The sequence below is a fragment of the Burkholderia theae genome, assembly GCF_048565265.1.
In the GTDB taxonomy this organism is placed as follows: Bacteria; Pseudomonadota; Gammaproteobacteria; order Burkholderiales; family Burkholderiaceae; genus Burkholderia; species Burkholderia theae.
Genome location: NZ_CP183463.1, coordinates 1,079,559 through 1,105,868 on the forward strand (window position 1 = coordinate 1,079,559; position 26,310 = coordinate 1,105,868).

Annotated in this window: 13 protein-coding genes; all 13 read left to right on the plus strand. The window is 66.3% G+C overall.

Going from position 1 to position 26,310, the window contains the following annotated elements; translation table 11 throughout:
- Positions 1 to 99: 99 nt before the first annotated feature.
- The 13 genes from ACN22W_RS37470 (at position 100) to ACN22W_RS37530 (ending at position 26,277) form a co-directional block, all read left to right on the plus strand.
- Positions 100 to 5,577, plus strand: coding sequence for an SDR family NAD(P)-dependent oxidoreductase (locus ACN22W_RS37470; RefSeq protein ID WP_419690743.1), 5,478 nt, complete (start codon positions 100 to 102; stop codon positions 5,575 to 5,577).
- Complete coding sequence (locus ACN22W_RS37475; RefSeq protein ID WP_419690119.1) at positions 5,574 to 10,250, plus strand: condensation domain-containing protein; 4,677 nt, start codon at positions 5,574 to 5,576, stop codon at positions 10,248 to 10,250. Before ACN22W_RS37470 ends, ACN22W_RS37475 begins: the two co-directional genes overlap by 4 nt.
- A 57-nt stretch (positions 10,251 to 10,307) precedes the next feature.
- Positions 10,308 to 14,669 carry a thioester reductase domain-containing protein gene (locus ACN22W_RS37480; RefSeq protein ID WP_419690120.1) on the plus strand — a complete coding sequence of 1,454 codons (4,362 nt, stop codon included), beginning with the start codon at positions 10,308 to 10,310 and terminating at the stop codon, positions 14,667 to 14,669.
- A 366-nt stretch (positions 14,670 to 15,035) separates the two neighbouring features.
- Complete coding sequence (locus ACN22W_RS37485; RefSeq protein ID WP_419690121.1) at positions 15,036 to 15,563, plus strand: sigma-70 family RNA polymerase sigma factor; 528 nt, start codon at positions 15,036 to 15,038, stop codon at positions 15,561 to 15,563.
- 3 nt (positions 15,564 to 15,566) lie between these two features.
- Positions 15,567 to 16,580: a FecR domain-containing protein gene (locus ACN22W_RS37490; RefSeq protein WP_419690122.1), complete on the plus strand. Its 1,014-nt coding sequence runs from the start codon at positions 15,567 to 15,569 to the stop codon at positions 16,578 to 16,580.
- 354 nt (positions 16,581 to 16,934) lie between these two features.
- A complete protein-coding gene (locus tag ACN22W_RS37495) occupies positions 16,935 to 19,427 on the plus strand; it encodes a TonB-dependent siderophore receptor (RefSeq protein WP_419690123.1) in 2,493 nt (830 codons plus the stop codon).
- Complete coding sequence (locus tag ACN22W_RS37500; protein ID WP_419690124.1) at positions 19,427 to 19,549, plus strand: hypothetical protein; 123 nt, start codon at positions 19,427 to 19,429, stop codon at positions 19,547 to 19,549. The genes ACN22W_RS37495 and ACN22W_RS37500 overlap by 1 nt, the downstream gene beginning before the upstream one ends.
- Complete coding sequence (locus ACN22W_RS37505) at positions 19,546 to 20,595, plus strand: FecCD family ABC transporter permease (RefSeq protein WP_419690125.1); 1,050 nt, start codon at positions 19,546 to 19,548, stop codon at positions 20,593 to 20,595. The genes ACN22W_RS37500 and ACN22W_RS37505 overlap by 4 nt, the downstream gene beginning before the upstream one ends.
- A gap of 95 nt (positions 20,596 to 20,690) precedes the next feature.
- Positions 20,691 to 21,662, plus strand: a complete 972-nt coding sequence (locus ACN22W_RS37510; RefSeq protein WP_419690126.1) for a FecCD family ABC transporter permease — start codon at positions 20,691 to 20,693, stop codon at positions 21,660 to 21,662.
- Complete coding sequence (locus ACN22W_RS37515) at positions 21,659 to 22,516, plus strand: ABC transporter ATP-binding protein (RefSeq protein WP_419690127.1); 858 nt, start codon at positions 21,659 to 21,661, stop codon at positions 22,514 to 22,516. The genes ACN22W_RS37510 and ACN22W_RS37515 overlap by 4 nt, the downstream gene beginning before the upstream one ends.
- Entirely contained in the window at positions 22,509 to 23,492 is a 984-nt protein-coding gene (locus ACN22W_RS37520) for an ABC transporter substrate-binding protein (protein WP_419690128.1), read from the plus strand. Before ACN22W_RS37515 ends, ACN22W_RS37520 begins: the two co-directional genes overlap by 8 nt.
- A gap of 572 nt (positions 23,493 to 24,064) precedes the next feature.
- On the plus strand, positions 24,065 to 24,784 hold the full coding sequence (locus ACN22W_RS37525) for a response regulator transcription factor (protein WP_193102994.1): 720 nt from the start codon (positions 24,065 to 24,067) through the stop codon (positions 24,782 to 24,784).
- Entirely contained in the window at positions 24,784 to 26,277 is a 1,494-nt protein-coding gene (locus ACN22W_RS37530) for a HAMP domain-containing sensor histidine kinase (RefSeq protein WP_419690129.1), read from the plus strand. Before ACN22W_RS37525 ends, ACN22W_RS37530 begins: the two co-directional genes overlap by 1 nt.
- Positions 26,278 to 26,310 lie beyond the last annotated feature (33 nt).

The window sequence follows — 26,310 nt, forward strand, 5'->3', positions numbered from 1 at the left end:
CTCACGCCCGTGAAGCAAGCGTTGCTGAAGATCGACGCGTTGCGACGCGAGCTGGCCGACGCGCGTGAGGCGATGAACGAGCCGATAGCGATCGTCGGCATGGGCTGCCGTCTTCCCGGCGGCGCGGATTCCGCCGACGCGCTCTGGTCCATGCTCGCGGAAGGGACCGACGCCGTGGGCCCGGTGCCGGCCGATCGCTGGACGGATGCCGTCTACGATCCTCGACCGGGCCGCCGCGACACGAGCTACAGTCGGCACGGCGGTTTCATCGGCGACGTCGATCGTTTCGACGCGGCGTTCTTCGGCGTGTCGGACCGCGAAGCGCCGCATATCGATCCGCAGCAGCGTCTGCTGCTCGAATGCACGTGGCGAGCGCTCGAGGACGCCGGCTTTTCACGAGAAACGATCGCGCCGTACCGAGCCGGCGTGTTTGTCGGCTCGTCGGTCGACGACTATGCACGGGTAAGCGAAGGCGTGCCCGACGATGCGCTCAGCTACGCGCAAACCTCACTGGGCACCGCGCGCCCCTTCGCGGCCGGCCGCATTTCCTACCTGTTCGGTTTTCACGGCCCGGCGCTGCATCTCGACACCGCCTGTTCGTCGTCGCTCGTCGCCGTCCATCTGGCCTGCCACAGCCTGCGCACCCGCGAGTCCGACGTCGCATTCGCCGGCGGCGTGAACCTGATGCTGTCGCCGGAGATGACGATCGCGCTGAGCGAGCTTCAGGCACTCTCGCCAAGCGGGCGCTGCCGGACGTTCGACGCGGCCGCCGACGGCTACGTGCGCGGCGAGGGCTGCGGTGTCGTCGCGCTGATGCGCCTGTCCGACGCTCGCGAGCAGGGCAGATCGATCCGTGCGGTGATCCGCGGCTCCGCGGTCAATCACGACGGTCGCAGCAACGGGATGACCGCGCCGAACGGCCGCGCGCAACGGGACGTGATCCGCGAGGCGCTCGAGCGCGCCGGCGTGTCGCCGGCTGACGTCGACTACGTCGAAGCACACGGCACGGGTACGCCGCTAGGCGATCCGATCGAGCTTCGTGCGCTCGAGGATGTGTATTGCCGCGGGTCGAGTCGCACCCGGGATTTGTACGTCGGCAGCATCAAGACGAATATCGGTCACCTCGAGTCGGCGGCTGCGGTCGCCGGCTTGATGAAGGTCATTTGCGCGCTGCAGAAGGGTGAACTGCCGCGACACCTGCATTTCGACACGCCAACCGCGCACGTCGACTGGCAGACCAATGGCATTCGCGTCGCGTCCGAACATGCGGCATGGCCGTCGTCACGATCGGGTCGAAGGGTCGCGGCGATCAGTTCGTTCGGCATGAGCGGCACGAACGCACACCTGATCGTCGAAGCGTGGCAGGGCGAGCACACGTCCCATTCGGACGCGAGCGCCGCTCTCTCCGGGCACGCGCGCTTCGACATCTGGCCGTTGTCCGCACACACGGCGCCGATGCTGAAGCAGGCGATCGGAGACTGCGCGGCGCATTTGCGCGCCGACGCATCGCTTGCACCGGATGCCGTCGCGAGCGCGCTGCGCATCGGGCGCGACAGCCATCGGCACCGTGTCGCGATCGTCGCGGATTCGCGCGATGCGCTGCTCGACGCACTTTCGGCAGCGGAGCGGGCCACTTCCATGCGACCCGTGCCGCCCGGGGGCGTCCGCGACCGGCTCGCGTTCCTGTTCACCGGGCAGGGCGCGCAGCGTGCGGGCATGGCTCGGCAACTGTATCGGGACTTTGGGCCGTTTCGCGACGTATTCGACGCATGCGACGCACACGTCGAAGCGCAAGGAGAGCTGTCGCTCGTCGACGTGTTGTGGGGCGATCACCAGGACAGGATCCACGAAACGCGCCATACGCAGCCTGCGATGTTCGCGCTCGAGGTTGCCCTTGCGCGCTTGTGGATGCACTGGGGCGTCGTGCCTGACGTCGTGATGGGCCACAGCATCGGCGAGTACGCGGCTGCATGTATCGCCGGCGTGTTTTCGATCGAGGACGGCTGTCGTCTCGTGACGGCGCGTGGTCGGTTGATGGATACGCTCACCGCGCCTGGTCGGGCTCTCGCGGTGTTCGCGAACGTGAGTCAGGTCGCCGACGCCGTGCGCGACTTCCCGGGACGTGTCGCGATCGCCGCGGACAACGCACCGGAGAGCGTGCTGGTGTCTGGCGATCCGGACGCAATCGAATCGCTCGAACGGCTGTTTGCCGCGCGCGGAATTGCGACGAAGGCGCTAGCGGCGTCGCGCGCATTCCATTCGCCGCTGATGGAGCCGATGCTTGCCGAATTCGGCGCAATCGCTGCGACAGTGCAGTATCGGGCGCCTGCCATTCCGATCGTATCCAATGTAACCGGCCGTTTCGAAACCGAACGTTTGTGCGATCCGGCGTACTGGGTCGAGCACGTTCGTGCAACGGTTGCCTTCCGCGCGGGTGTCGACACGTTGCTCGATGACAAGGTCACGACGGTCGTCGAGATCGGGCCCGGCAAGACGCTGTCGGGCCTCGTCACCGCATGCGTCGGGGCCCGGGCCGGCAATGGCGATGTTCTCGCGTTGCCGTCGATCCACGGCGACGGGCGTGAGGCCGAGCAGTTGTTGCGTGCATTGGCGCATGTCTATATGGGTGGCCGTCGCATCGACTGGCACGCATACGAGCGTTCCCGAGCCGTGACGTCCTCGGCGAATCCCGCTCGCCGCGGCGTGCTGCCGCCGTACCCGCTCGAAGCCAGCCGGTATTGGGTTGGTTCCCGGGAGCCGGCGCAGCGGGCGAGACTGCTGGCGAACGCGCTCGCGGCAGGCAAGCAGGCAGGTAACGGCGTGCTCGGGCGCCCCCTCCCGATACCCGCATCGGACGATCGTCGTTACGAGAGCGACGTGTCCGATCAACATCTGCCGTTCCTGAGCGGGCATGTTCTGCATGGAGAACTCGTTTTTCCGGCGGCAGGATTCGCCGAGGCGATGCTCGATGCCGCATCGCGGCGGAATGCCATCGCACCGGACCCCGCGACCAACCGCTGGCAAGTCGCGAGCGCGGTGTCGTTCGACAACGCGCTCATGCTGGAATCGGGGAAAGTGGTCACGTTCGGCACGGTCGTGCACGGAAACGGTGCCGCGCATACGAGCGACGAAGGGGCGCGGATCGAGATTCACGCGTGTCACGACACGGCGGCTCCCGAACCTGAATGGATCTTGCAATGCGCGGGGCGGATCGGATCGATGCACGGTGTACCCGAGGCGCCGCGGCTTGACGACTGGCGCGCGCAATGCCGTGACGCCGTGTCCGTCGACGGGTTCTATGGGCGATTGCATGCCACCGGGCTCGAATATGGTGGGGCGTTTCGTTCGATTCGCGCGCTGTCGCGCGGCGGCGATGCTGCGCTGGCCCGAATCGAGATTGGAGCGGACTGCACCGACGATACCGAGCGCTTCGTCCATCCGGCGCTGCTCGACAATGCGTTTCAGGCCGTCGCCGGCGCGCTGTGGGAGGCGGAGCTGAACACCGCGTTCGTACCGATCGGTATCGAACGGATCGCGTGCATGCCGATGCGGGGCGTGAGGACCATGTGGTGCGCGGTGCGCGCACGGGTGCAGCGGAGTCTCGCTACGGCCGATCTCTGGCTGTATGACGACGACGGTCGCTGTATCGCCATCGTCTCCGAACTGCGGTTGCTCGCGGTCGACCCGCGCCGATTCAAGCGTGCCGCACAGTCAGCTGCAGTGCACCGGCACGTATGGCGGCCGCTGGTAACCACACACGAAGCGGCCGGCGCTCACGTGGATGTTGTGCTGATCGGCAACGATCCGGCGTCGGACGCGGTGCTGTCGCAAGCGTGCGAAGCGGCCGGAGGAGCCTGTGCAGTCGCGAATATGCAGGCCGACGACATGTTCGACGGCGAGGCCGGCGCACAGCGCATTCGTCTTGCATTGAGCGACGCGCTTGCATGCGTGGACGCACGGCGAACCGTACTGCTCTATACGTGGCCGTCGTCCGACAGTGCAACCGCGGACGACGAACTGGCTCGAGTCGGCGCCGCTTACCGTCGCTTCGCCAGCGTTTGGCGCGAAGTGCAGAATGCCCATTGGCCGGCAGGCGCACCCGCCTTATGCATCGTGACACAGGCGGCACAGCGCGTACCCGGTGTCGACCGCCGCGTGTCTCCTTTTCAGGCAGCCGCATGGGGCCTCGCGCGCAGCCTCATGCACGAAAGCGGTGAAATTCCGGTGTTTGCGGTCGATTTGCCGGGGCCGGATTCCGCGTCTTGCGCGAGCGCGCTTGCTGCGCTGGCGGGCGCCGCGGTGGCTGGCGAGACGCAGTTTGTGTCGCGGGGCGATGTCGTGTATGTCCCGCGGCTCGTCAAACGCGACGTCGGCGCGGCGCAACCACTCGCGCGCGGCGCTTATCTGGTGACGGGCGGGCGAGGTGCGATCGGCACGCAAGTGATCGAGCGGCTGATCCGGAATGGCGTACCGAAGATCGTGTCCGCAAGCCGCCAGTTGCCTGGGGACAGCGAGCGCGCACGGCTTGCATCCATCGCCGACTCGCACGGTTCGATCATCGAGTTTGTGGCCGCGGATGTCGCCGCGGCGGCTGACGTGGACGCGCTCGTCCATGCGCTCGAAGCCGACGCGAAGCATCCGCTCGTCGGTGTCCTGCATGCGGCGGGCACGCTCGACGACGGCTTGCTCGCAACCCAGCCGATGTCCGACGTGATGAGGGTACTTGCACCGAAAATCGCCGGAACGTTGAACCTGCATCGCGCGACCGCGCATCTGTCGCTGCGACACTTCGTGTCGTTCTCGTCGATCGTGGCCTGTATCGGCTCTCCCGGGCAATGTGCATACGCAGCGGCAAATGCCTACGTGGACGCGCTGACGGCCTCGCGCAATGACGACGGCCTGCCCGGGCACACCATGAACTGGGGCCTGTGGGGAGGCAACGGGATGGTCGATCAACTGGACGCGCACCAGTTGCGCCGTATCGCATCGTTCGGCCTCAACCCGCTCGAGCCGGACGTCGCACTGAGCATGTTCGATGCGCTGATCGCCGAACCGGACGGGCAGACGCAGATCTGGAGCGTCGAGGTCGATACGCTGATCAAACGTAGCCCGAGTCGGGCAATGGCGGCGTTGTTGTCGGAACTTGCAACACCGTCGAGTCCGACGAGCCGCACATCCGGTGCCGGCCCGCGATTGCGCGAGCGCCTGGACGGCTTGTCCGCCGACGAACGCATGCATCTGCTGCGCGAACACATGACCGACGCAATCGCGACGACATTACACACGTCCAGCGTACGAATCGCGCCTGATATCCCGTTGATCGAGCTTGGGCTCGATTCGCTGATGGCCGCGGAATTCCGCAATGCGTTGCGCACCGAACTGGGTGTCGATGTTCCGTTCGGGCGGTTGCTGGAAGGCGCGACCATCGACGACGTCGTGCGCACCATCGTGGCGATGCTCGATCGCGATGCGTTGCAGGCACCCGGGGTGACACAGCCATCGCGCGCGGCAGACCGGATTGACGTGGTGTCGCGCGAAGCGACGTTCGGCCTGGAAATGGAAGGAGGGGAGCTGTGAGCTCGATCGAATTCATCAATGAACTGGCCGGGCGGGGAATCGAGCTCTGGGCCCAGGATGGCAAGCTGCAGTACAAGGCGCCGAAGGGCGCCGTCACGCCGTCGCTCGTCGACGAGTTGAGGACCCATAAAGCGACGCTCGTCGCGCTGCTTGAACAGTTTGCCGGCACCGCAGGCACCTATCCGCTTTCCTTTGCGCAAAAGTCGCTATGGTCGCTGCATCAGCTCAATCCCGAAAGCGCGGCGTACAACGTCACGTACGCGACCCGGATCGACGACGATGTCGAGGTGGCGACACTGCGTCGCTGTGTCGACTATCTGATCGCCCGTCACCCGATTTTGCGCACCGCGTACCGTGTGATCGATGGCGAGCCGCGACAGCAGGTCGGTTCGGACGCGCGCGCGCAGTTCACTGTCGATCGCGTGTTTGCGGCGGACGAAGCCGCCATCCGTCGGTGGATCGACGATGAGTCGAACCGCCCGTTCGACCTGACGCAGTCGCCGATCCGGCTCAAGCTGCTCCTGAACGAACATGACGGTGCAAACGCGATTCGCGTCGTTCTGCTGTTGAACGTACACCATATTGCTGCCGATTTCTGGTCGCTCGAAATCCTGCTCGGCGAGCTTCGCGCGCTGTACCGGCTCGCGCGCGCGGGCGAGCCGCTGAAGCTGCCGCGTCTATCGTTGCAGTACAAGGATTGCGTCGAGCACGAGCGCTCGCGGCTCGACGGGAGCGACGGCGAGCATCTCGCCGCGTTCTGGCGCCGGGAACTGGCCTACGGATTTCCGGTGCTGAATCTTGCGACCGACAGGTTGCGTCCACCGCGCAAGACGGAGCACGGTCGCGTATACGACTGGCCGCTCGGTGCGACGCTGTCGCACCAGGTACGCGACACGGCCAAGCTGCTGCGCGTGACACCGTACATGCTGCTGCTCGCGGTCTACCAATTGCATCTGCACCTCCATACCGGACAGGAGCGGTTGATGATCGGCGCACCGACTTCCGGGCGCAACGTGCCGGGCAGTGAAAGCGTGGTCGGTCATTTCGTGAACACCGTCGTGCTCGCATGCGAGGTGCAGCCGGACGATTCGTTCGACGATCTGCTGCGACGCACGCGCGAGATGATGCTACGCGTGCTCGATCATCAAGACTACCCGTTCCCGATGCTGGTCGACGCGCTGCGTCCGGCGCGCGATCCGAGCCGATCGCCGATCTACCAGGTGATGTACAACTGGAACCAGGCACGCGGCGATTTCGCCGCGCAAAACGCTGCCGACATGCCGTTCTATCGGGAGCGCCTTGCCGCGTCGAGCACGGGTACGCGCGGCGCGACGCACGACCTGACACTCAACGTCCAGGATCTCGGCGACGAATATTCGACCGCGTGGACGTTCAATACGGATCTGTTCGACGACACGACGATCGATCGGTTCGCGAACCAGTACAAACACCTCGTCGAGCAGGTGGTGGTAGACGCGACGCGACACCTCAACCAGTACAGACTCGCGGCTGAACCGGCCGACGATGCGCAAAGCCGTATCACCGCTGCGCACGCGTTCGCGCGCCAGGCGACGGTCGCCGATTTCGATACGCTGCGGGATACATCGCGCGGTGCATGGGAATTCGACGACCGGACGATCTCCTACGGTGACGTGTACCGCGCGGTACGTGCTGTGCGTGCGCAATTCGACGCGCTCGGGATCGGTGTCGGCACGTGCGTGGCACTTCGCCTGGAAAGCGTCGCCGAGCGTGCAGTCGTGCTGCTTGCGATCCGTGCCGTCGGCGCTCGCTACATCGTATCGGGCGACACCACCGACGGAAATGCCGACGCGGTGTGTCGGGGGCACGGTGACGAGTGGTCCGGCTGGAACATTGATGCTATCGACGTGGTGCGTGTACATCACGCCACCGCGCCGGACGATCGCATTGCCGCGAACGAGGCCGCGGCGGTCGAACCGCTGCTCGATTACGTCGGCCAATTGCTGCATCTGGACGCCGATACGACTGCGCTGGTCCTGCATGGTACTCAGGACGTGCTCGCGGCGGCGACGCTCGCTCAAGTCTTGCTTGCGGGCGGCATGGCACGCTTGTCCGAGCGGGCTTCGATCGGTGCGCTCGCCTCCGACGACCCCGTATACACGGAAATCGCGCGTGCCGAGCTCGACCATTTGCTCGCAGACGGCCCCGCGTTGATCATGCCGTCTCTTCTGTTACGGCACGCCGACGCCGCCGGCGTCGTGCGGGCACGCGCGCTTGTCGCATACGGTGAGCATCCGCATGCGTTGACAGCGCTCGTCAACACGGATCGTGCCCCGGCGGCGGCAAGCTTCATGCCGCTGCGCTGCGCGGAACTCTTTCCAGCGATGTGCGCGTTCGTTGCGGCGCGAAATGGCTGGCGGCTTCTGGCGCCATCGTACCCGGGACGCGTCGCGCTCGTGCTCGGATCGTCCCGAAGCTTCGCCGACGATCGACAGGCCGGGGAACTGCATTTCCTTGACGGCACGTCGGCCCGCACGTCGGACGCGCCGATCCCGCTCGAGACCGCATACCGGGACAGGGCGCTCATATCGACTGGCGTTGCAGTCGTGCGCCGCGACGGCGATGTGCTGTGTGCCGACCCTTCGTTGCGCGTCGCTCGTCACCGGCCCGTACCGATCGAGATCGGCACGGTCGAGCAGACCATCTCGGCCGTTCCCGGTGTCGCCATCGCAGTATGTGCGTGCGTCGTCCGGGACACGCAGGAAATGCTGGTCGCCTACGTCGTCGCGGACGGCGGCGACCTGGACGCGTGTGTACTCGAGAATGCCGTTCGTTCGGCATTGAAGCAGGTTTTACCCGACTCGATGCACCCGGACGCGATCATGGTGCTCGATCGCCTGCCGCTCGACGCATGGGGTGCACTCGACGCGGATCGGCTCCCGCTGCCAAGCGCAAGCGAGACGGCCGTACGTATTGCGTCGACCGACACCGAACGCAAACTCGCCGCTATCTGGGCCGATGTTCTCGGCCAACCGTCCGTCGGCGTCGACCACGATTTTTTCGAACTGGGCGGTGATTCAATTCTCGCCGCAGTCATCGTATCTCGGGCGGCGCTCGACGGGATGTATCTGAAGCCGCAGGACATCTTCCAGCATACGACCGTGGCCAGCCTGTCGACGGTGGTGCGCGAGACGCCGGGCCTCGATGTCGATCAGGGGGCGGTGCACGGCGAGGCAGCACTCGGTCCCGCGGCACAGTGGTTCGTCGAGCGAGTCGACGTCGACCGTTCGCACTTCAACCAGGCGTTGCTCGTTCCGCTCGGCGAAGCGCCCGACGCGAACATCATGGCCGAGGCGATCCGTGTCGTCGCGCGCCATCACGACGTGCTGCGTTCACGCTTCGTTATGCGCGACGACGGAATGCTTCACCTGTTTGCGGGTGACGACGGGGCAGACGAGGCCGATTTCTCGGTCGTCCGATGTGTCGATCCGGACGGCCGGCATTGCGAACGCGCGTGGCGCGACGCGATCGACGCGGCACAGGGCAGTCTCGACATCGAAAGCGGCAGACTGATGGCAATCAGGTGGCTCGAGAGCACCAGCGTGTCGAGCAGCCGGCTACTGATCGTCGTCCATCACATGGCGATCGACGGCGTATCGTGGAGCATCCTGCTGCAGGATCTGGCGGATTGCTATCTGCGCTTGCGCGACCGCATGGCGGCGGCGTTGCCGCTGAAGACGAGTTCCGTGAAGGCGTGGGTCGACCAGTGGATCGCGCTTGCGCGGAGCGACGCGCTCGATGACGATCGCAACTATTGGCGGAGTGTGAACGCACAGGTGCGCGACGTGTTGAGCGGGCCGAAGCGGGTGGCGCTGATGCGCCACGGGCTTGCCCCGATCGTTCAGCATGCCTATCAGGAGTCGTCGCTCAGTTGTGCGATTACGCTCGACGCCGATCTGACTCACGCGTTTCGAACCACTGCACCGCGCGCCTATGGAACCGACGCGAATGACCTGCTCATTGCAGCACTCCACGCGGGTTTTCGTGCGTGGAGCGGTTGCGATGCGTTGCTGCTGGACGTCGAGGGGCACGGTCGGGACGCGCTCGGTGAATCGATCGACCTGAGCCGCAGCGTCGGCTGGTTCACGTCGATCTACCCGGTGCTGGTTGACGTGCCGGCTGTCGCGTCGGACCCGTCGGCGCTCATCAAGTCGGTCAAGGCTCGACTGCGCGAGGTACCCCGGAAGGGCGCGAGCTACGGCGTGCTGCGCTATCTCGACCCGACGCCCCGGGCCGGCGACGACTCGCTCGTTGCGTTTCCGCAGGCGCCGATCCTGTTCACCTATCTCGGTCAACTGGAGCAATTGTCAGGGCCGTCGTCGCTTTATGGCGGGCCGCCCGAACCCGCGCCGGGCATTCGAAGCCCGCGCCAGCGGCGCACGCACCTGTTGGACATCGTTGCGTACGTCTCGCGCGGCAGACTGACCGTGGAGTCCAGCTTCTTCGGGGTGCCGGGCGTCGACGAAAGCATCGGCTGCCTCATGTGTCGCGTCGAAGAAGCGCTGACGATGCTCATTCGCCATTGCAGCGCGGACGGGGTCGGCGGATTGACACCTGACGACGTTCCGCAACTCGATGTCGACCAGCACGCGCTGGACGCCCTGCTGGATGAAATCGACGCACTCGAGCGCTGAACGAGGCGACGCGCCGTACGGCGCGTTCGTCGTGCATGACCGTACCAGGAATTCAGGATGACCCGAAACGTCGACACCATTTACTATCTCACGCCTCTTCAGCGAGGCATGCTCCACCATTCACGACTCGATCCGGCATCCGGCATCTACGTCGAGCAATTTTCCTGCGTGCTGGAGGGTTCGCTCGACATCGAGCGATTCCGGGGCGCGTGGGAAACTGTCGTGCACCGCCATGACACGCTCAAGACGTTGTTCATCCGCCTGCATGAGGAGAAGCCGTTGCAGGCTGTCCGGCATACGGTCGGATTGCCGTTCGATGTGATCGACTGGCGTGACCATGCGGCTGATGAACAAGCGAGTCGCTTCGATCTTCTGCTGGCAAGCGATCGCACGCGAGGCTTCGATTTTGGCGTGGCCCCGCTGATGCGCGTCACGCTGATCGTGCTCGATAACGAGCGATATCGATTCCTCTGGACCTATCATCACGCCATCCTCGACGGTTGGTCGATGCCATTGCTGCTCGGTGAGGTTTTTCAGCGCTATGCACGCCCGGACGTGCCGCTGCCCCCCGTTACCAAGGACTTTCGCGACTATGTCGCATGGTTGCGTACGCACGACAGTGCTCGTTCGCTCGATTATTGGCGCGACATGCTGCGCGGCTATCGCACCCCGGCAGGATTCGCACCGTCGGTCGTCCCTTCGGCGGCAACACGTCCCGCGGTCGACGTGGAGGCACGTCGCACGCTCGCGGTATCGACCGGCACGATGCCGAAAGAGTGGATGGAGGCTGCTGCCCGCGCGTGCCGCCGCGATCGGGTGACGCTCAATACGCTCTGCCAGGGCGCGTGGGCGGCGCTCCTCGCGCGTTATGCCGGCTGCGACGACATCGTGAGCGGAATCGTCGTATCGGGGCGTACGGCAGATGTGGACGGCATCGAGCGGATGGCTGGCTTGTTCATCAACACGCTGCCGTGGCGTGCAAGACTCGATGGCGAGCTCGATACGGCGACATGGTTGCGAGGCTTGCAGGCGGACACGCAAGCACTGGAGCAGCATGCGCAGAGCGCCCTCGCGGATGTGCTGAATTGCAGCGAGGTGTCACGCCAGAAATCGCTCTTCGATACGCTGTACGTGTTCGAAAACTACCCGGGAAGGGACGCGTTCGATCGGCTCGCGGCGAGTTGCGGGCTGCGGATCGACGACCCGCGTGCGGTCGAGGAAACGAGTTATGCGCTGGCGCTTATCGTATTGCCGACGGATACGCTGACGTTTCAATTGACGTATGACACGGCGCGATTCGACACCGCGTTCATTGAACGCGTTGCCGAGCAATACCGTCGGCTGCTCCAGGTCCTGATCGACGCTACACCTCGTCAAGTTCGCGATCTCGTACTCGACGTGCCGTCGTCGATCAATGCAGGGCCGACCCGGGAGAAGCCTGCGCAATCGGCGATCGGCGACGCGACGTTGTACGCACATATCGCCCGACACGCAGCTCGAATGCCGGATCGAACCGCGTTCTCGTCGCTGGATGACCGTCAGTCGCCGGGCGATGCGCGCGGTGTCACGTACGGCGTGCTCGCGGATCGCGTGCAGCGCGCCGTCTATCAATGGCGGAATTTCGGCTATCGGCCGGGCGAACGCGTCCTGGTCGCGTGCGATGACCCTGTCTCCGGGCTGGTGCTACTGCTGTCCGGACTGATGTACGGCGTTGATTGCGTGATCGCCGACCCTGATCTGCCATCGTCCGCGTTCGACGCCGTGACCGACCTCGGCTGGTGTCCGGAGCCGCTGCGAAGCTGTGTGACCACCGTCCAGCATACGCCGTTGACGGGTGTCGTCTGCTACGTGTTCGACGAGCGGGACCCGATGTATGGTCAGAGCGACGGCACGATGGAAGACCATGCAGATCCGGCGCAGGGGGCCTGTTCGTTGCTGCGGCGCGACGCCTCCGGTGACTGGCGGGTCCTGCGTTACACGCATGCTCAACTCGTCGAAGCGGCGCGCGTGTTCTCGGCGACGTTTCCCGCAGGTGCGTCGCAGGATGTCGCCTTGGGTGAAGGGCTGTTGTCGCACACGGCGTTGTGGACGGTACTGGGGGCACTGAGTGCAGGATTGTCGCTACGCCAGATTGCGAGCGCCGGTGATCCGGCGTTTCTGCAGCGGGCGGCTTCCGCGGATACGCGCTGGCACAGCGTCGTCTTGAGTCCGGAGGCGACGCGCCACATCGCGATCGCATCCACCGACCGGTCGGGAGACGGGATTCGCGCGGACTGGGTGATAGCCGATGCGCGCTCGTTGACGCGACAGGGTGCGGTCAGGCTCGCCGAACTCGCGCCGCACGCGCAGCGCATCCGACGTCTGTGCTGGCCGGCGTGGTCGATTCCGCATGCTGTCCTGTCGGCCGACGTGTCCGACGGATTCGAAACGGGTGCGGTATCTGCCGGCAGCACGGTATTCGTGGCGGACACGCATCTGAACCCGGCGGGCGTGGACGCACTCGGCAAGCTTGTCGTAACGGGACATTCCGTGCCGGACCTGATGTTGCGCAACGGCAAGGCGGACCGGGACAACCTGATCGTCACGCGCAACGGTGCGTGTCTGCACACCACGCTGGACGCGTGGCACACGGGACGTGGCTGCCATACGCAACTGCCCGACACCGGCGCTTTCACGGAACTGATGACGGTAGGCTGGCTCGATCTGGAAGTCGACGTCGCGCGCATCGCGGGCATCGACGAGGTCGCGCTCGTGGAGCGGATCTCCGATGGCGGCGACTGGGAGCACGTACTTTTCCACTGCAGCGCTGCCATCGGCGCGGCGGATATCGCGCGCCGGCTCGTCGGCCGGCGCGGCGTGCCGGAACTGTCTCCCGGCGCGATCCTCGCCCTTGCGGGGCTGCCGCGCTCCCCGAACGGCGCCATCGACCGTGTGAGGTTGCTTGCCGGTGACGTCGAGATCCGCAGGGATGACTGTCATGTGGCGCCTCGGGACGTGGTCGAAACGGCGATTCACGAGATCTGGCGCATCCTGCTGAAGCAGCAGCGGATCGGCATTCACGACAATTACTTCGATCTCGGTGGGGACTCGCTTCAGGCAACCGTGATGCTGTATCAGATCAACGAGCGGCTGCAGCACCAGATCGACATGGACACGCTGCTCGCCGCGCCGACTATTGCCGGCTTGGCCGCCAGTATCGCGAATGGCAGTACGCGTCGCGATATGCCGCCCGTCGATTTGCGTGGAGAAGCGCGGCTCGATCCGGCGATCGAGACACGGCAGCCGTATTCCCGGCGACCGTATCGCACCGTGCTGCTCACCGGCGCGACGGGATTCCTGGGCGTGCACCTGCTCCACACGCTGCTCGCGACGACCGACGCTCGCGTGATGTGCGTTGTCCGTGCCGACGATCCGGTCGCCGGCGTACGGCGCATCGAGGTCGCGATGCAGTCGCATGGCTTGTGGGAAGCGCGGCACGGGCATCGGATCATTGCCGTGCCGGGTGATCTGGGTGAACCGAACCTGGGTTTGTCGACGGCAGCATTCGAGGCGCTCGCAAGTGAAATCGATGCGATCTATCACAATGGGGCGCTGGTCAACTTCGTCTATCCCTACGCGACGCTGAAGCAGGTCAACGTGCTGGCAACGCAGGACATCATCAGACTGGCGAGCCTGCAGCGGGTGACGCCGATTCACTATGTGTCGACAGTCGGTACGCTCGATCGCTATTCGGATGCCTTGCCGGAAGCGCTTGCAGTGCCGTTCCACGAACAACTGACGAGCGGCTATGAACAGAGCAAATGGGTCGCCGAGCAACTTCTCGTTCAGGCGCACGCACGCGGCGTTCCCGTCACCGTGTATCGTCCGGCGCGGATCGTGGGACATTCGGAGAGCGGACGAATGAACTTGGACGATCTGTTTTGCCGGTTGATCAAGGGAATCATATTGTTCGGAAAGGCACCTCGAGACGTCGGGTTCGACAACATCCTCCCTGTCGACGTCGTCAGCCGGATCATCGTGAGCGCGTCGCTCGAGCCGACTGCCGCGGGGCAGGGGGTGCACGTGATCAATCCGCGCTGGAACTCGCTGGATGCACTTGTCGACTTTATCGAGGACGAAGGCTTCGCGATCGAGCGGATGGGCTATGACGCGTGGCTTGCCGCACTGGCGGAGCATGTACGACGCGACCCGTCGCACCCGCTGTCGATGTTGATTCCGGTGCTGAAGAAACTGAACCCTGCCGCGGATCCGACGGTCGGGCGCATTTTGCCGATTGACGTAACGCAGCTGAAGCGGCTCGCCGGCGGCGTGCTGGCATCGAGTCTGCGGCCGACGAACGACTGGTTGCGCACCTTCTTCGACTACTTTTACGAATCAGGCTTTCTCGAACGGGCACACGCGAAGCTGGCCTCGGCGTGAGGCATTCGGGCGTGCCGGCAGCTTGCGCCGGCGCGTCTTTTTTAAGGAGCGACGCCTGCAACCGGCGATCGTGGGCCTCCGGCAAGCAGGTCGGGACGGGCCCATCTTCGGGCCCGTCTTCGGGCTATGTCTGCGTCACCGGACCATGCCGGAAGTGCCTGGCGAGCGGGGAGCAATCCATTCACGCGGTGGGACTAAGAGAACCGCACCGCCAACATGTCTGATGAATAGAGTCGATCGATGCGCCCGAACTCACGGAATCTCCAACCGCAAAATATTGCGTTAACCAGTTGAATTGGTTTATAAATGGTAATGATTCGCATTTTCTTTCTCGTCTCTCGCTTTTAAAGCCGAAGGGGTTGTTCCATGTCCGTCGCCCAACTCGCCGTGTATCACGATGTGCAGGCTCTTTATCGCGACCACCATGACTGGTTGCAGGGCTGGCTGCGCAGGCGACTGGGTAATGCTTTCGATGCGGCGGACCTTGCCCAGGACGCATTTCTTCGTCTGATCCTCAAGTCGGTGCCGAAGCGCTTCGACAGTGATGCCGAGGCGCGGGCCTACCTGCGCGCGATGGCGCAGGGCATGTGTATCGACCTGTTCCGCCGCCGACAGGTCGAGCAGGCGTGGCTCGACGCGCTCGCCGCGCAGCCGGAGCCCTGTGAGCCTTCGCCCGAATCCCGTGCGATCGTCATCGAGACGCTGATGGAAATCGGCGCGCTCATCAGTCGGCTGTCGGACAAAGCGAGGGACGCGTTCGTCATGGCGCAGATTCATGGTCTGTCCACTCGCGAGATCGCCGACGAACTCGGTGTATCGGCTCGAATGGTGCAGAAGTATCTCGCGCAGGCGATGCTGCAGCTGGCCCTGGTCGACGCCGGCATCAATCACTGACCGATGGCCGCCTCGTCGTCTTCCTCCACCGTGGAGCCCGGTGCCCAGGCCGATTTCGAAAGCCTCGAGCAAGCCGCCAACTGGTTTGCGCTGCTGCATGCCGATGGCGGGAGCAGCGAGCATCGCGGCGCCTGGGCGGCGTGGCTGGCAGAGCGGCCGGAACATCGGCGAGCGTGGGCACATGTCGAAGCGGTCAGCCGTCGATTCGCGCCGCTGAGGAGCGAGAGCCAGGGCGAGCGCGATGCTGCCGCGGCAGCCGTGCACGTTTCCGCGACACGTTCGGCGAGTCGGCGCCACGTGCTGGGCTGTCTCGCGGCGCTGGCCGGGACCGGTCTCGCCGGCTGGCTCGCATGGCGTTTCACGCCGCTGCCGGCCCGTGTCATTGCATGGCGGTCGGATTACCGCACCGGCGTTGGCGAGCGACGGGATGTGCAGCTCGCCGACGGCACGCGAGTGTGGTTGAACACGAACAGTGCATTCGACGCTCACTACGACGATACCAAGCGAGTCCTGACGCTGACGATGGGCGAAATGCTCATCGATACGGCCAGGGACAGTCAGGGGCGTGCGTTCTTCGTCGACACGCCGAATGGCCGGATGCAGGCGTTGGGTACCCGGTTCACCGTGCGGCAATCCGGAGCGCGCACGCTGCTGGCCGTATTCGACGGCCGGGTCGAGATTCGCAACCTGGCCGGGCACGTCGAAATCGTGCCGGCCGGTCAGCAGCGGCAATTCACGGCGGATGCGATCTACGCGCCGGAACGAGCCGATCCCGCACGCGAAACGTGGTCGCGCGGCGTGATCCTGGCTGACGACGTCACGCTCGACGCGCTGATCACCGAACTGGATCGCTATCAGCACGGGCACATCGGCGTCGATCCGTCGGTGGCGGGCATTCGCGTCGTCGGCCGTTTCCCTGCCGACAACCCCGGCCAGATGCTCGCGATGCTGGAACGCGACCTGCCGATCCGCGTACGTCGCACGTTGCCGTGGTGGGTCACGATCGAAGCCCGGTGACGGGTGCGATGCCGGCCCAAGTCCGGGCTTCGGAGCTTATCTTGCCCTGCAGCAAAAAAACGCCGGTTCCGGTTCGCGTTTCCGGGCGTCATCCGATTAACAGATGAAAGAGGACCATTCGGAGATCAATCAGTGCTCTGAATGCCGACCCGGCGCCATGAGGCGGGGCATCCGCCCCGGCCGGACGGTGCCTGCTTCCGCCCGGAAACAGGCACCGTCGCGATGGCGACAGTCGCAGCCAGCATGGCGCCGCCCGAACGACCGGGCGCGGCCGCTATCAAGCCAAGGTATCCGGCTCTGTTAGACGCGCGATGGACCTCCCCTTGGTCACTTCATTCTCAAGGAATGCCGTCCATGCATTGCCCGTCGTTTTCGTCGAGTCCCGATTTTTCGTTGCCCGTGCGCAGCGGCGCACGGATGCGCACCGCGCACCGTCCCGCTGCGCACGCCGTGCGCTGTGCCGTTGTCGGCATCGCGCTCGCCGGGAGCGGCGCGTGGCAAGTGGCGTCCGCCCAGTCTGCCGCCGGCGCGGCGGCGCCAGCGGCCACCCGGCGTTACGACGTTCCGGCCGGCCCGCTGTCCGCGTCGCTGAACCGTCTTGCCGATCAGGCCAACGTGATGCTCAGCGTGCCCGGCGACTTGACGGCCGGGAAGACCAGCGCGGGCGTCCATGGCACGTACTCGGTACAGGGCGCATTCCAGGCATTGCTGAGCGGCACGGGCCTGGAGCCGGTGCATCAGTCCGACGGCAGCTTCTCGCTGCGTCCGGCTTCCGCCGCGGCTGCAGGTGCCGAAGCCGCCGTGCTGCCGGCCGTGAAGGTCCTTGGCAAGCGGATCGATGACGCGGTTCCCGAGGTTTATGCGGGCGGTCAGGTGGCACAGGGCGCGAAAGTCGGCCTTCTCGGCAATCGCGACTATATGGACACGCCGTTCAGCCTCTCGAGCTATACGGAAAAGCTGATCCGCGACCAGCAGTCGACCAGCGTTGCAGATCTGCTGACCGCGACGGATCCATCGGTCCGTGCGGCGATCGACAGCACCAACCGCTACGACGCGATTACGATTCGCGGGTTGCGTGTCGAGAACGGCGAGATCGCGCTCAATGGCCTGTACGGGCTCGTGCCGGCCTATCGCGTCGGCGCGGATCCGGTCGAACGCGTCGAAATCCTCAAGGGGCCGGGTGCATTGCTGAACGGGATGATGCCGCAGGGCAGCGTCGGCGGCAGCGTGAACGTCGTGACGAAGCGTGCCGACGACACGCCGCTCAACCGCCTGACCGCCGAATACGCGTCGAGCTCGGTGTTCGGCGGTCATGCCGACATCGGCAGGCGCTTCGGCCAGAACGGCGAGTTCGGTGTACGCGTCAACGCGGCCCACCGCGAAGGCGACACGCCGATCGACGAACAATCGCGGCGCAACACGTCGCTGTCGGTCGGACTGGATTACCGTGGCCGTCGCCTGCGCGTGTCCGGCGACGTGATCTACCAGGAGGACTTCATGCGGGCACCGGTGCGCGGCTACACACCGATCGCTGGCATCGCGGTGCCGGAGGTGCCGAATTCGCGGACCAATCTCGCGCAGACGTTTTCCTATTCGAATTCCCACAGCCTGACGGCGCTCGGGCGCGCCGAGTACGATCTGTCGTCGAACGTGACGCTGTTCGGCGCGGTCGGCATGAACCGCTTTGGCTTCGACAAGATAGAAGACCCGGGCGCGACAATCATCAATGCGCGGGGCGACGCGAGGTCCACGTCGAGATACCAGTCGGGCGCATCGCATGCGCTGTCGGCCGAGGCCGGGGCGCGGACGCGTTTCAAGACGGGCCCGATCGATCACCAGCTCGTCGTGAGCGGCAGCTACCTTCAGCAGACGACGTGGTTCGGTCAGACCGCCTACGGCAGCTACGCGACGAACATCTACATGCCGACCCGCCTCACCGGGCCGGGTGCGCCGGCCTCGGTGTCGCCCGAAGCGAAGGACAGCGCGCAGATCCTGCGCAGCATCGGCGTGGCCGATACGCTGTCCGCCGCCGGCGGGCTCGTGCAGCTCACGGTCGGCGTACGTCGCCAGCAGGTGAGCAGCCGCAACTTCGACACGTCCGGCGCGGAAACGTCGCATTACGACCAGGGTGCGACGACGCCGTCCGTCGCGCTCGTCGTCCGGCCGCTCGACCAGCTGTCGTTCTATGCGAATTACATCGAAGCGCTGACACCCGGTTCGGCACCGCCGCCCGACGCGGCGAACCCGAACCAGGTGTTCGCGCCGTTCAAGTCGAAGCAATACGAAGTCGGCACCAAGCTCGATCTCGGCAGGTTCGGCGCAACGCTCGGGCTGTTCCAGATCGACGTGCCGAGCGGGATCGTCGACCCGGTCAGCAAGCTGTTCAGTCTCAACGGGCTGCAGCGCAATCGCGGTCTCGAACTGACCGGCTTCGGCGAAGTGACGCGCGGCGTGCGCCTGCTGGGCGGCGTCACGTGGCTCGATGCGCGGCTGCGCCGCACGCAGGGCGGCGTGTACGACGGCAATCATGCGGTCGGCGCGCCGTCGCTGCAGGCCACGCTCGGCGCGGAATGGGATACGCCGTTCGTGCCGGGCGTCACGCTGACGAGCCGGATGATCTACACGGGCAAGGCTTACGTGAGCCAGGACAACACGCAGCACGTGCCGAGCTGGACGCGCTTCGATCTCGGCGGTCGCTACACGACGAAGGTCGCCGGCCGCGACGTGACGCTGCGCGCGAACGTGACGAACCTGTTCAACCGCGACTACTGGCAGGCGAACCCGACCGGATATCTGTTCACGGGGGCGCCGCGCACGTTCTGGCTGTCGGTGTCGAGCGACCTGTGATGGACTCCGTCAATCCGGCCGCATTCGCGAGCGGGCTGGCCGCCACCGCGACGATGCTGCCGCGCAAGTTCGCGTGCCGGCTGGGCGCGCTGGTGAAACAGGCCGGAGCGACACGATCGTGAACGAACGGCCCGTGGCGGCAAAGCGCCTGCGCGTTCCACGGCCGGGTTCGGCATCCGGGGGGCAGGCACGTGTCGGCGTGATCGCGCTCGTGCTGATCGCCGGCATCGGTGCGATCGCGCTGGCGAGCCTGTGTGCCGGCAACCTCGTGCTCAGCCCTGCCGCCGCGCTCGATGCGCTGAGCGGCGGCGACACGCCCGCCGCACAGATCGTGGGCGCGCTGCGTCTGCCTCGCCTGATCGCGGCGCTGATGGTCGGTGCGAGCCTCGCGGTGTCCGGCGCGCTGATGCAGGGCATCACGCGTAATCCGCTTGCCGACCCGACGTTGACGGGTGTCGTCAGCGGCGCCGCGCTCGCGGTCGTCGCAGCGACCGTACTGGTGCCGGACCGGACCGCAGGCATGCTGCCGTTCGTGGCGCTGGCCGGCGGCGGCATCGCGGCAACGCTTACGTTCGCGCTGGCGTGGCGCGCACGGCTGTCGCCGTTGCGTCTCTCTCTGGCCGGAACGACGATTGCCGCACTCGGCAGCGCGGGTGTCATTTCGTTGATGATCGTGGCGGGGCCGCAGGCCGGGCCGTTGTTCTACTGGCTGGCTGGCGGCTTCGCGGGTGTCGGCTGGCAGCAGGTCGCGATGGTCGCGCCGTGGACCGTCGCGGGTCTCGTTGCCGCCCTTGCCGGCGCACGCGTGCTCGACACGCTTGCGCTCGGCGACGAAGCCGCGCAAAGCGTCGGCCTCGACCTGTTGCGCTGGCGTTTGATTCTCGGCGGCATTGCGGTCGCCTTGTCTGCGTCGGTCGTTTCGATCGCGGGGCCGGTCGGCTTCGTCGGTCTGTGCGTGCCGCATCTCGCACGCGTCGCAATCGGTGGCGGCTATCGGCGAACGTTGGCCGTGACGGCGCTTGGCGGCGCATGGCTCGTGTCGGCAGCGGATCTCGTCGCCCGCACGGTCGCGGCACCACGCGAACTGCCGGTCGGCTTCGTGACCGCGCTGGTCGCGACCCCGCTGTTGATCGCGATGATTCGCCGCGGCGAAGGTGTATCGACATGACGGGCGTCCCGATCCGGCCGATTCGTACGACGCGCATACAGGGTATCGCGCGGTGGCGGACGTTTGCGCACGGCGCAGGGTGGGCGGCGATCCTGATGCTCACGGTCGTTTTGTCGGTGTGTTTCGGCGCGGCCGACTTTTCGTTGACGTCGGCGGTGCAGGCGCTGATCCATCGTGACGGCGCGCGCGACGTCGCCTTCGTGATGTGGGAGCTGCGCATGCCGCGCGTGCTGCTTGCGCTGATGATCGGCGCGCAACTGGCAGCGAGCGGCCTCGTGCTGCAGACTGCGCTGCGCAATCCGCTCGCGGAGCCCGGCGTGATCGGTGTGTCGTCCGGCGCGACGCTCGGCGTGATGTTGCTGCTGCTCGTCGCGAACTTCGCGGGTTCGCTCGACGGCAGCCGGCTCGACGCGTACGACATCACGTGGATGCCGCTTGTCGCGCAGGTGGGCGGCATCGGTGCGGCGCTGGGCGTCTACGCGCTTGCATGGCGCGACGGCACGGCGCCGTTTCGGCTGATCCTGATGGGCGTCGCCGTCAGCGCGGCGATGTATGCGGTCGCGATGACGATACTCGCGGGCTGGGGTTCGAGCCGCATCGAGGTACTGCTGACGTGGCTCGCCGGCAACCTGTATGCGCGCGGCTGGCAACACGTGCTGCTGCTCGCGCCGTGGACCGCGGCGACGATTGCGTTGCTGCCGGTCGTTTTGCCGGCGGTGCAGGTGCTGTCGCTCGGCGACGACGCGGCGGCGAGTGTCGGCCTGAACGTCGAACGCTGGCGCCTCGTCGCGATCGCCTATGCAGGCTTCGCGGCCGCCTGCGCGGTTGCGATCGCCGGTCCGGTCGCGTTCGTTGGCCTGATCGCGCCGCATCTCGCGCGGCTGGCCGCGGGCGGTTGGCTCGCGCGGCAGGCGCCGTTCGCGCTCCTTTGCGGTGCGTTGATCGTGGCGCTTGCGGATCTGACCGGCCGCGTCGTCGTCGCGCCGGCCGAAATTCCCGTGGGAGCGGTCACGGCGCTGTTCGGCGCGCCGCTCTTTCTTTATCTGCTGTCCCGCTCGTCACGATGACACTCGTTGCTCGCGATCTCTCGCTCGGATATGGCCCGCGCCGCATCGTCGACACGCTGTCGCTGTCGATCGAGCCCGGCCGGATCACGATGTTGCTCGGTCCGAACGGCTCGGGCAAAAGCACGCTGCTGCGCGCACTGGCTGGCCTGCTCGCGCCGCGCGACGGCGATGCGTTGCTCGATGACGTGCCGCTGCGGCAGTGGCCGCGTCGCAAGCTCGCGCGACGCATCGCGTTCCTGGCCCAGACTCAAGACATTCCGTCCGGCCTGACGGTGCAGGCACTCGTCCGCCACGGACGGTTCGTGCACCGGAACTGGCTGCGCGGAGAAACGGACGACGACCGGGCCGCAGTCGAATGGGCGCTGGAAATGACCGGGCTGGCCGCGATGCAGGATCGTTCGCTCGTCGCACTGTCGGGTGGCGAGCGTCAGCGCGTATGGATTGCGATGGCGCTCGCGCAGCGCGCGGACATTCTGCTGCTCGACGAACCGACGACCTATCTCGACCTCGGCCATCAGCTCGACGTGATGCAGACGCTGCGGCGGCTCAACGAGGAATTCGGGCTGACGCTCGTGATGTCGCTGCACGACCTGAACCAGGCGATGCGCTTTGCGGATCGGGCGATCGTGATGCGCGACGGGCGGATCGTTGCCGACGGCGCGCCGGTTGACGTGCTGACATCGGCGTTCGTTGCAGACGTATTCCATGTGCGCAGCGAGCGGTTGCATGGTGCGAGCGACGGCGTGCCTGTCTGTCATCCGCTCGGCTATGCCGCACCCGGCAGCGGAGACGGCGATGCGGATTCGCCCGTTCGCGACGCGGTGTCGTCAATCGGAGAGGCCAGCGATGATTGATCGCAAGCGCCGTACGCTGTCGTTCGCGTTGCCGGCTTCGCTTGCATCGGTGCTCGCGCGGCCCGTTCGCGCGGCGGTGCCGAGGGCTCCGTACAGTGTCGTCGACGATCGCGGCGCGACGCTGCGCTTCGATACTGCGCCGCGCCGGCTCGCGGCGATTTCGTACTTCGGCGCCGATACCGCACTGGCGCTCGGCGTGCAGCCGATCGCGTCGACGTTTCTCGTGCGCGACCGGCGGCCCGCGTATCTGCTGGACAGAATGGATCGCGTGATCGACCTGGGGCAGCGCGCGAGTCCGAATCTGGAATTGCTGGCGAGCGCGCATGCGGATCTGATCGTTGCGATCCGGCGCTATACCGAAGCGAACGCGGCGCGGCTTCAGCAGATCGCGCCGTATCTTGCGCTCGATATCGAGGTTGGCGACGACAGCGACCGCAGTATCGCGCTCGTCGGGGCAGCGCTGGGTCGTGCCGAGGCTGCTGCCGCGCTCAACCGGCGTTTCGCCGATGTGCTGGCGGGGTTCCGTGCGCGTGCGGCATCACGTGCTGCGCCGCGCTACCTGTTCGTCTGGGGGGCGGGGGTTGCGCCGTGGGCGTTCTACGACGAGAACATGACCTGCTCGCTACTGAATGCGCTGGGTGGCGTCAACATCGCCGGACGCAATCCGTTGCCATCGCAACGCGACAATACGGCGTTCCAGATGAGCCTCGAGACGTTGTTGCTCGCGAAGCCTGACACGATTTTCGTCTACGACGACAGTGGCCGGCGCGGCTTCGAGAGGAACCCGGTTTGGCAGCACCTGGTTTCGACGCGCAGGGTGAGGATCGTGAGCGTGGGCGATCACTGGATCGAATCGTTCGGACCGATTGCACGGCATGCAGTGCTGGCTGAAGCGGCCGCGTTCCTGCATCCGGACTTGTTCGCGGCCCCGGACTTGCGGGAAATCGCGTCACCCTATTTGAGACGTGCGGATTGATGCGCTGTCCTGGGGCGTAACGGCCGCGACGAGATCTTGCAGGTGCGTTTGCGAGTACGGGCTCGACACGGTCTGACAACGACCGAGATGCCGGGTGGGGCGATCCGGATTTCTCGCGCTCCGGATGCGCTGAGGCAATGCGCTGCAGCGGAGCGTGGGGGGGACGCAGCGATCCGTCAATACTCGCTTGTCGAGTGTGCGGTCGCCGGTTGATCGGATCGGCGGCATGCTGACGGACGTTGCAGCGACGGGCCGCGGTGAAGCGGCGAGCGGTTCGGGTTCTGCATGGAAGCCGAGTGACTTTCGCCAGCGTTCGCGCGGCGCCGCTTCGTGACTTCCGCATTTATCGTGTCCGCGCCCGGACAATGGAAATAGAATCCCAAGGACCGGAACGAACAGCCTTGCCGGTATTGGCTCGCGGCGCGCGGTTCGTCCAAAGTTAAACTAAATGTGATCACTCCCCGCCGCAAAATTTTGCACAATGGCGGCAGCGCGGCCTTTCGCCGCGATTTGACCCCGGCCACCGATCACCGACCATCATTACCGAGCCCAATGTGCCGCCGCCCACCACCATGGACCACCCCAAACGCATCCTGATCGTCGAGGACGACGCCGACATCGCCGACGTGCTGAGCCTGCACCTGCGCGACGAGCGCTACGAGGTCGTGCACAGCGCGGACGGCACGGAAGGGCTGCGCCTGCTCGAACAGGGCGGCTGGGACGCGCTGATTCTCGACCTGATGCTGCCGGGCGTCGACGGCCTGGAAATCTGCCGGCGCGCGCGCGCGATGACGCGCTACACGCCGATCATCATCACGAGCGCGCGATCGAGCGAGGTACACCGGATCCTCGGCCTCGAGCTCGGCGCCGACGACTATCTGGCGAAGCCGTTCTCGGTGCTCGAGCTCGTCGCGCGCGTGAAGGCGCTGCTGCGGCGCGTCGACGCGCTCGCGCGCGATTCGCGGATCGACGCGGGCACGCTCGACATCGCCGGGCTGTCGATCGACCCGATCGCGCGCGAGGCGAGCGTCGACGGCGCGCGCATCGACCTCACGCCGCGCGAGTTCGACCTGCTGTACTTCTTCGCGCGGCACCCGGGCAAGGTGTTCTCGCGGATGGACCTGCTCAATGCCGTGTGGGGCTATCAGCACGAAGGCTACGAACACACGGTCAACACCCACATCAACCGGCTGCGCGCGAAGATCGAGGCCGATCCGGCCGAGCCCGTGCGCATCCTCACCGTGTGGGGACGCGGTTACAAGCTCGCCGCACCGGGCCAGCGGGACGGATGATGAAACTCACGCTCACCCAGCGGCTGTCGCTCGTGTTTTCGATCCTGCTGCTCGCGTGCTCCGGCGCATCCGCGTGGCTGCAGATCCGTGCGAACGACATGCGCGAGAAGGAAGTCGTGCAGGCGCTGTCGCGCGACCTGGCCGCCAACATCGCCAACAGCGCGCCGCTGATGGACGCGAACGGGCTGCGCCCCGACGCCGTGCGCACGCTGTTCAGCCAGCTGATGGGCGTGAATCCGAGCGTCGAGGTGTACCTGCTCGACAACGCGGGGCGGATCAAGGGCGACGATGCGCCGCCCGGCCACGTGAAGCGCGACCGCGTCGATCTCGCGCCCGTGCAGCGCTTCATCGCGGGCCAGCCGCTGCCGATCCTCGGCGACGATCCGCGCAGCCCCGACGCGCGCAAGGTGTTCAGCGCCGCGCCGCTGCAGCGCGCGGGGCAGCCGCCGTCGGGCTACATCTACGTGGTGCTGCTCGGCGAGGCGCATGACCGGCTGGCCGCGCGCGTCGACGCCGGCAACGTGCTGCGCACGACGTTGTGGTCGATGGCGGTCGTCGCGCTGCTCGGCCTGCTCGCGGGCCTCACCGCGTTCAGTTTCATCACGCGCCCGCTGCGTCGGCTGACGGACGCGCTGCGCCGCTTCGACGCGAACGGCGCGCCCGATACGCAACCGCCGATGCCGCGCTCGCTGCCGGGCCAGCGCGGCGACGACATCGCGGTGCTCGAATCCGCGTTTGCGCAGATGGCCGACCGGATCGGCGACCAGTGGCGCGCGCTGACGCGCCAGGACCAGCAAAGGCGCGAACTGATCACGAACATCTCGCATGACCTGCGTACGCCGCTCACGTCGCTGCACGGCTATCTGGAGACGCTGTCGCTGAAGTCCGACTCGCTCGCCGAGCCCGAACGCCGGCGCTACCTGTCGATCGCGCTCGCGCAGAGCGCGAAGGTCGGCCGCCTCGCGCAGGCGCTGTTCGAGCTCGCGCGGCTCGAATCGGGCGGCGTGCAGGCCGAGCGCGAGCCGTTCTCGCTCGTCGATCTCGTGCAGGACGTGTTCCAGAAATTCGAGCTGACTGCGCAGGCGCGCGGCGTCGCGCTGCATGCGCGGATCCCGCCGCGCGTGCCGGTCGTGTGGGCCGATCTCGGGATGATCGAGCGCGTGCTGACCAACCTGCTCGACAACGCGCTGCGGCACACGCCGTCGCACGGCGAAGTCGAGGTCGCGCTGGAGCCGCAGGGCGACTGCGTGCTCGTGAGGGTGTCGGATACCGGGGAAGGGATTCCAGTGGCGCGCCGCGAAGGGCTGTTCCAGCGGCCGCAGCGGCCGATGAGCGGCGGCGCGGTGACGAGCGGCGGGCTCGGCCTGTTGATCGTGCACCGGATGCTGGCGCTCAACGGCAGCGGCATCCGGCTCGTCGACCGGGCCGGGCGCGGCGCGGTATTCGAGTTTGCGCTGGCGGTCGCGGCGCCGGCGGCCGGCGACGTGCGCTGAAGCCGATCGGGTCGGCCACTCGCCGCGCTGCGT

Bases quoted from the DNA above. Each gene is read 5' to 3' on its own strand.
- ACN22W_RS37470 (WP_419690743.1), top strand. From the start codon at position 100: ATGGGCTGCCGTCTTCCCGGCGGCGCGGATTCCGCCGACGCGCTCTGG.
- ACN22W_RS37480 (WP_419690120.1), top strand. From the start codon at position 10,308: ATGACCCGAAACGTCGACACCATTTACTATCTCACGCCTCTTCAGCGA.
- ACN22W_RS37485 (WP_419690121.1), top strand. From the start codon at position 15,036: ATGTCCGTCGCCCAACTCGCCGTGTATCACGATGTGCAGGCTCTTTAT.
- ACN22W_RS37490 (WP_419690122.1), top strand. From the start codon at position 15,567: ATGGCCGCCTCGTCGTCTTCCTCCACCGTGGAGCCCGGTGCCCAGGCC.
- ACN22W_RS37495 (WP_419690123.1), top strand. From the start codon at position 16,935: ATGCATTGCCCGTCGTTTTCGTCGAGTCCCGATTTTTCGTTGCCCGTG.
- ACN22W_RS37500 (WP_419690124.1), top strand. From the start codon at position 19,427: ATGGACTCCGTCAATCCGGCCGCATTCGCGAGCGGGCTGGCCGCCACC.
- ACN22W_RS37510 (WP_419690126.1), top strand. From the start codon at position 20,691: ATGCTCACGGTCGTTTTGTCGGTGTGTTTCGGCGCGGCCGACTTTTCG.
- ACN22W_RS37515 (WP_419690127.1), top strand. From the start codon at position 21,659: ATGACACTCGTTGCTCGCGATCTCTCGCTCGGATATGGCCCGCGCCGC.
- ACN22W_RS37520 (WP_419690128.1), top strand. From the start codon at position 22,509: ATGATTGATCGCAAGCGCCGTACGCTGTCGTTCGCGTTGCCGGCTTCG.
- ACN22W_RS37525 (WP_193102994.1), top strand. From the start codon at position 24,065: ATGGACCACCCCAAACGCATCCTGATCGTCGAGGACGACGCCGACATC.
- ACN22W_RS37530 (WP_419690129.1), top strand. From the start codon at position 24,784: ATGAAACTCACGCTCACCCAGCGGCTGTCGCTCGTGTTTTCGATCCTG.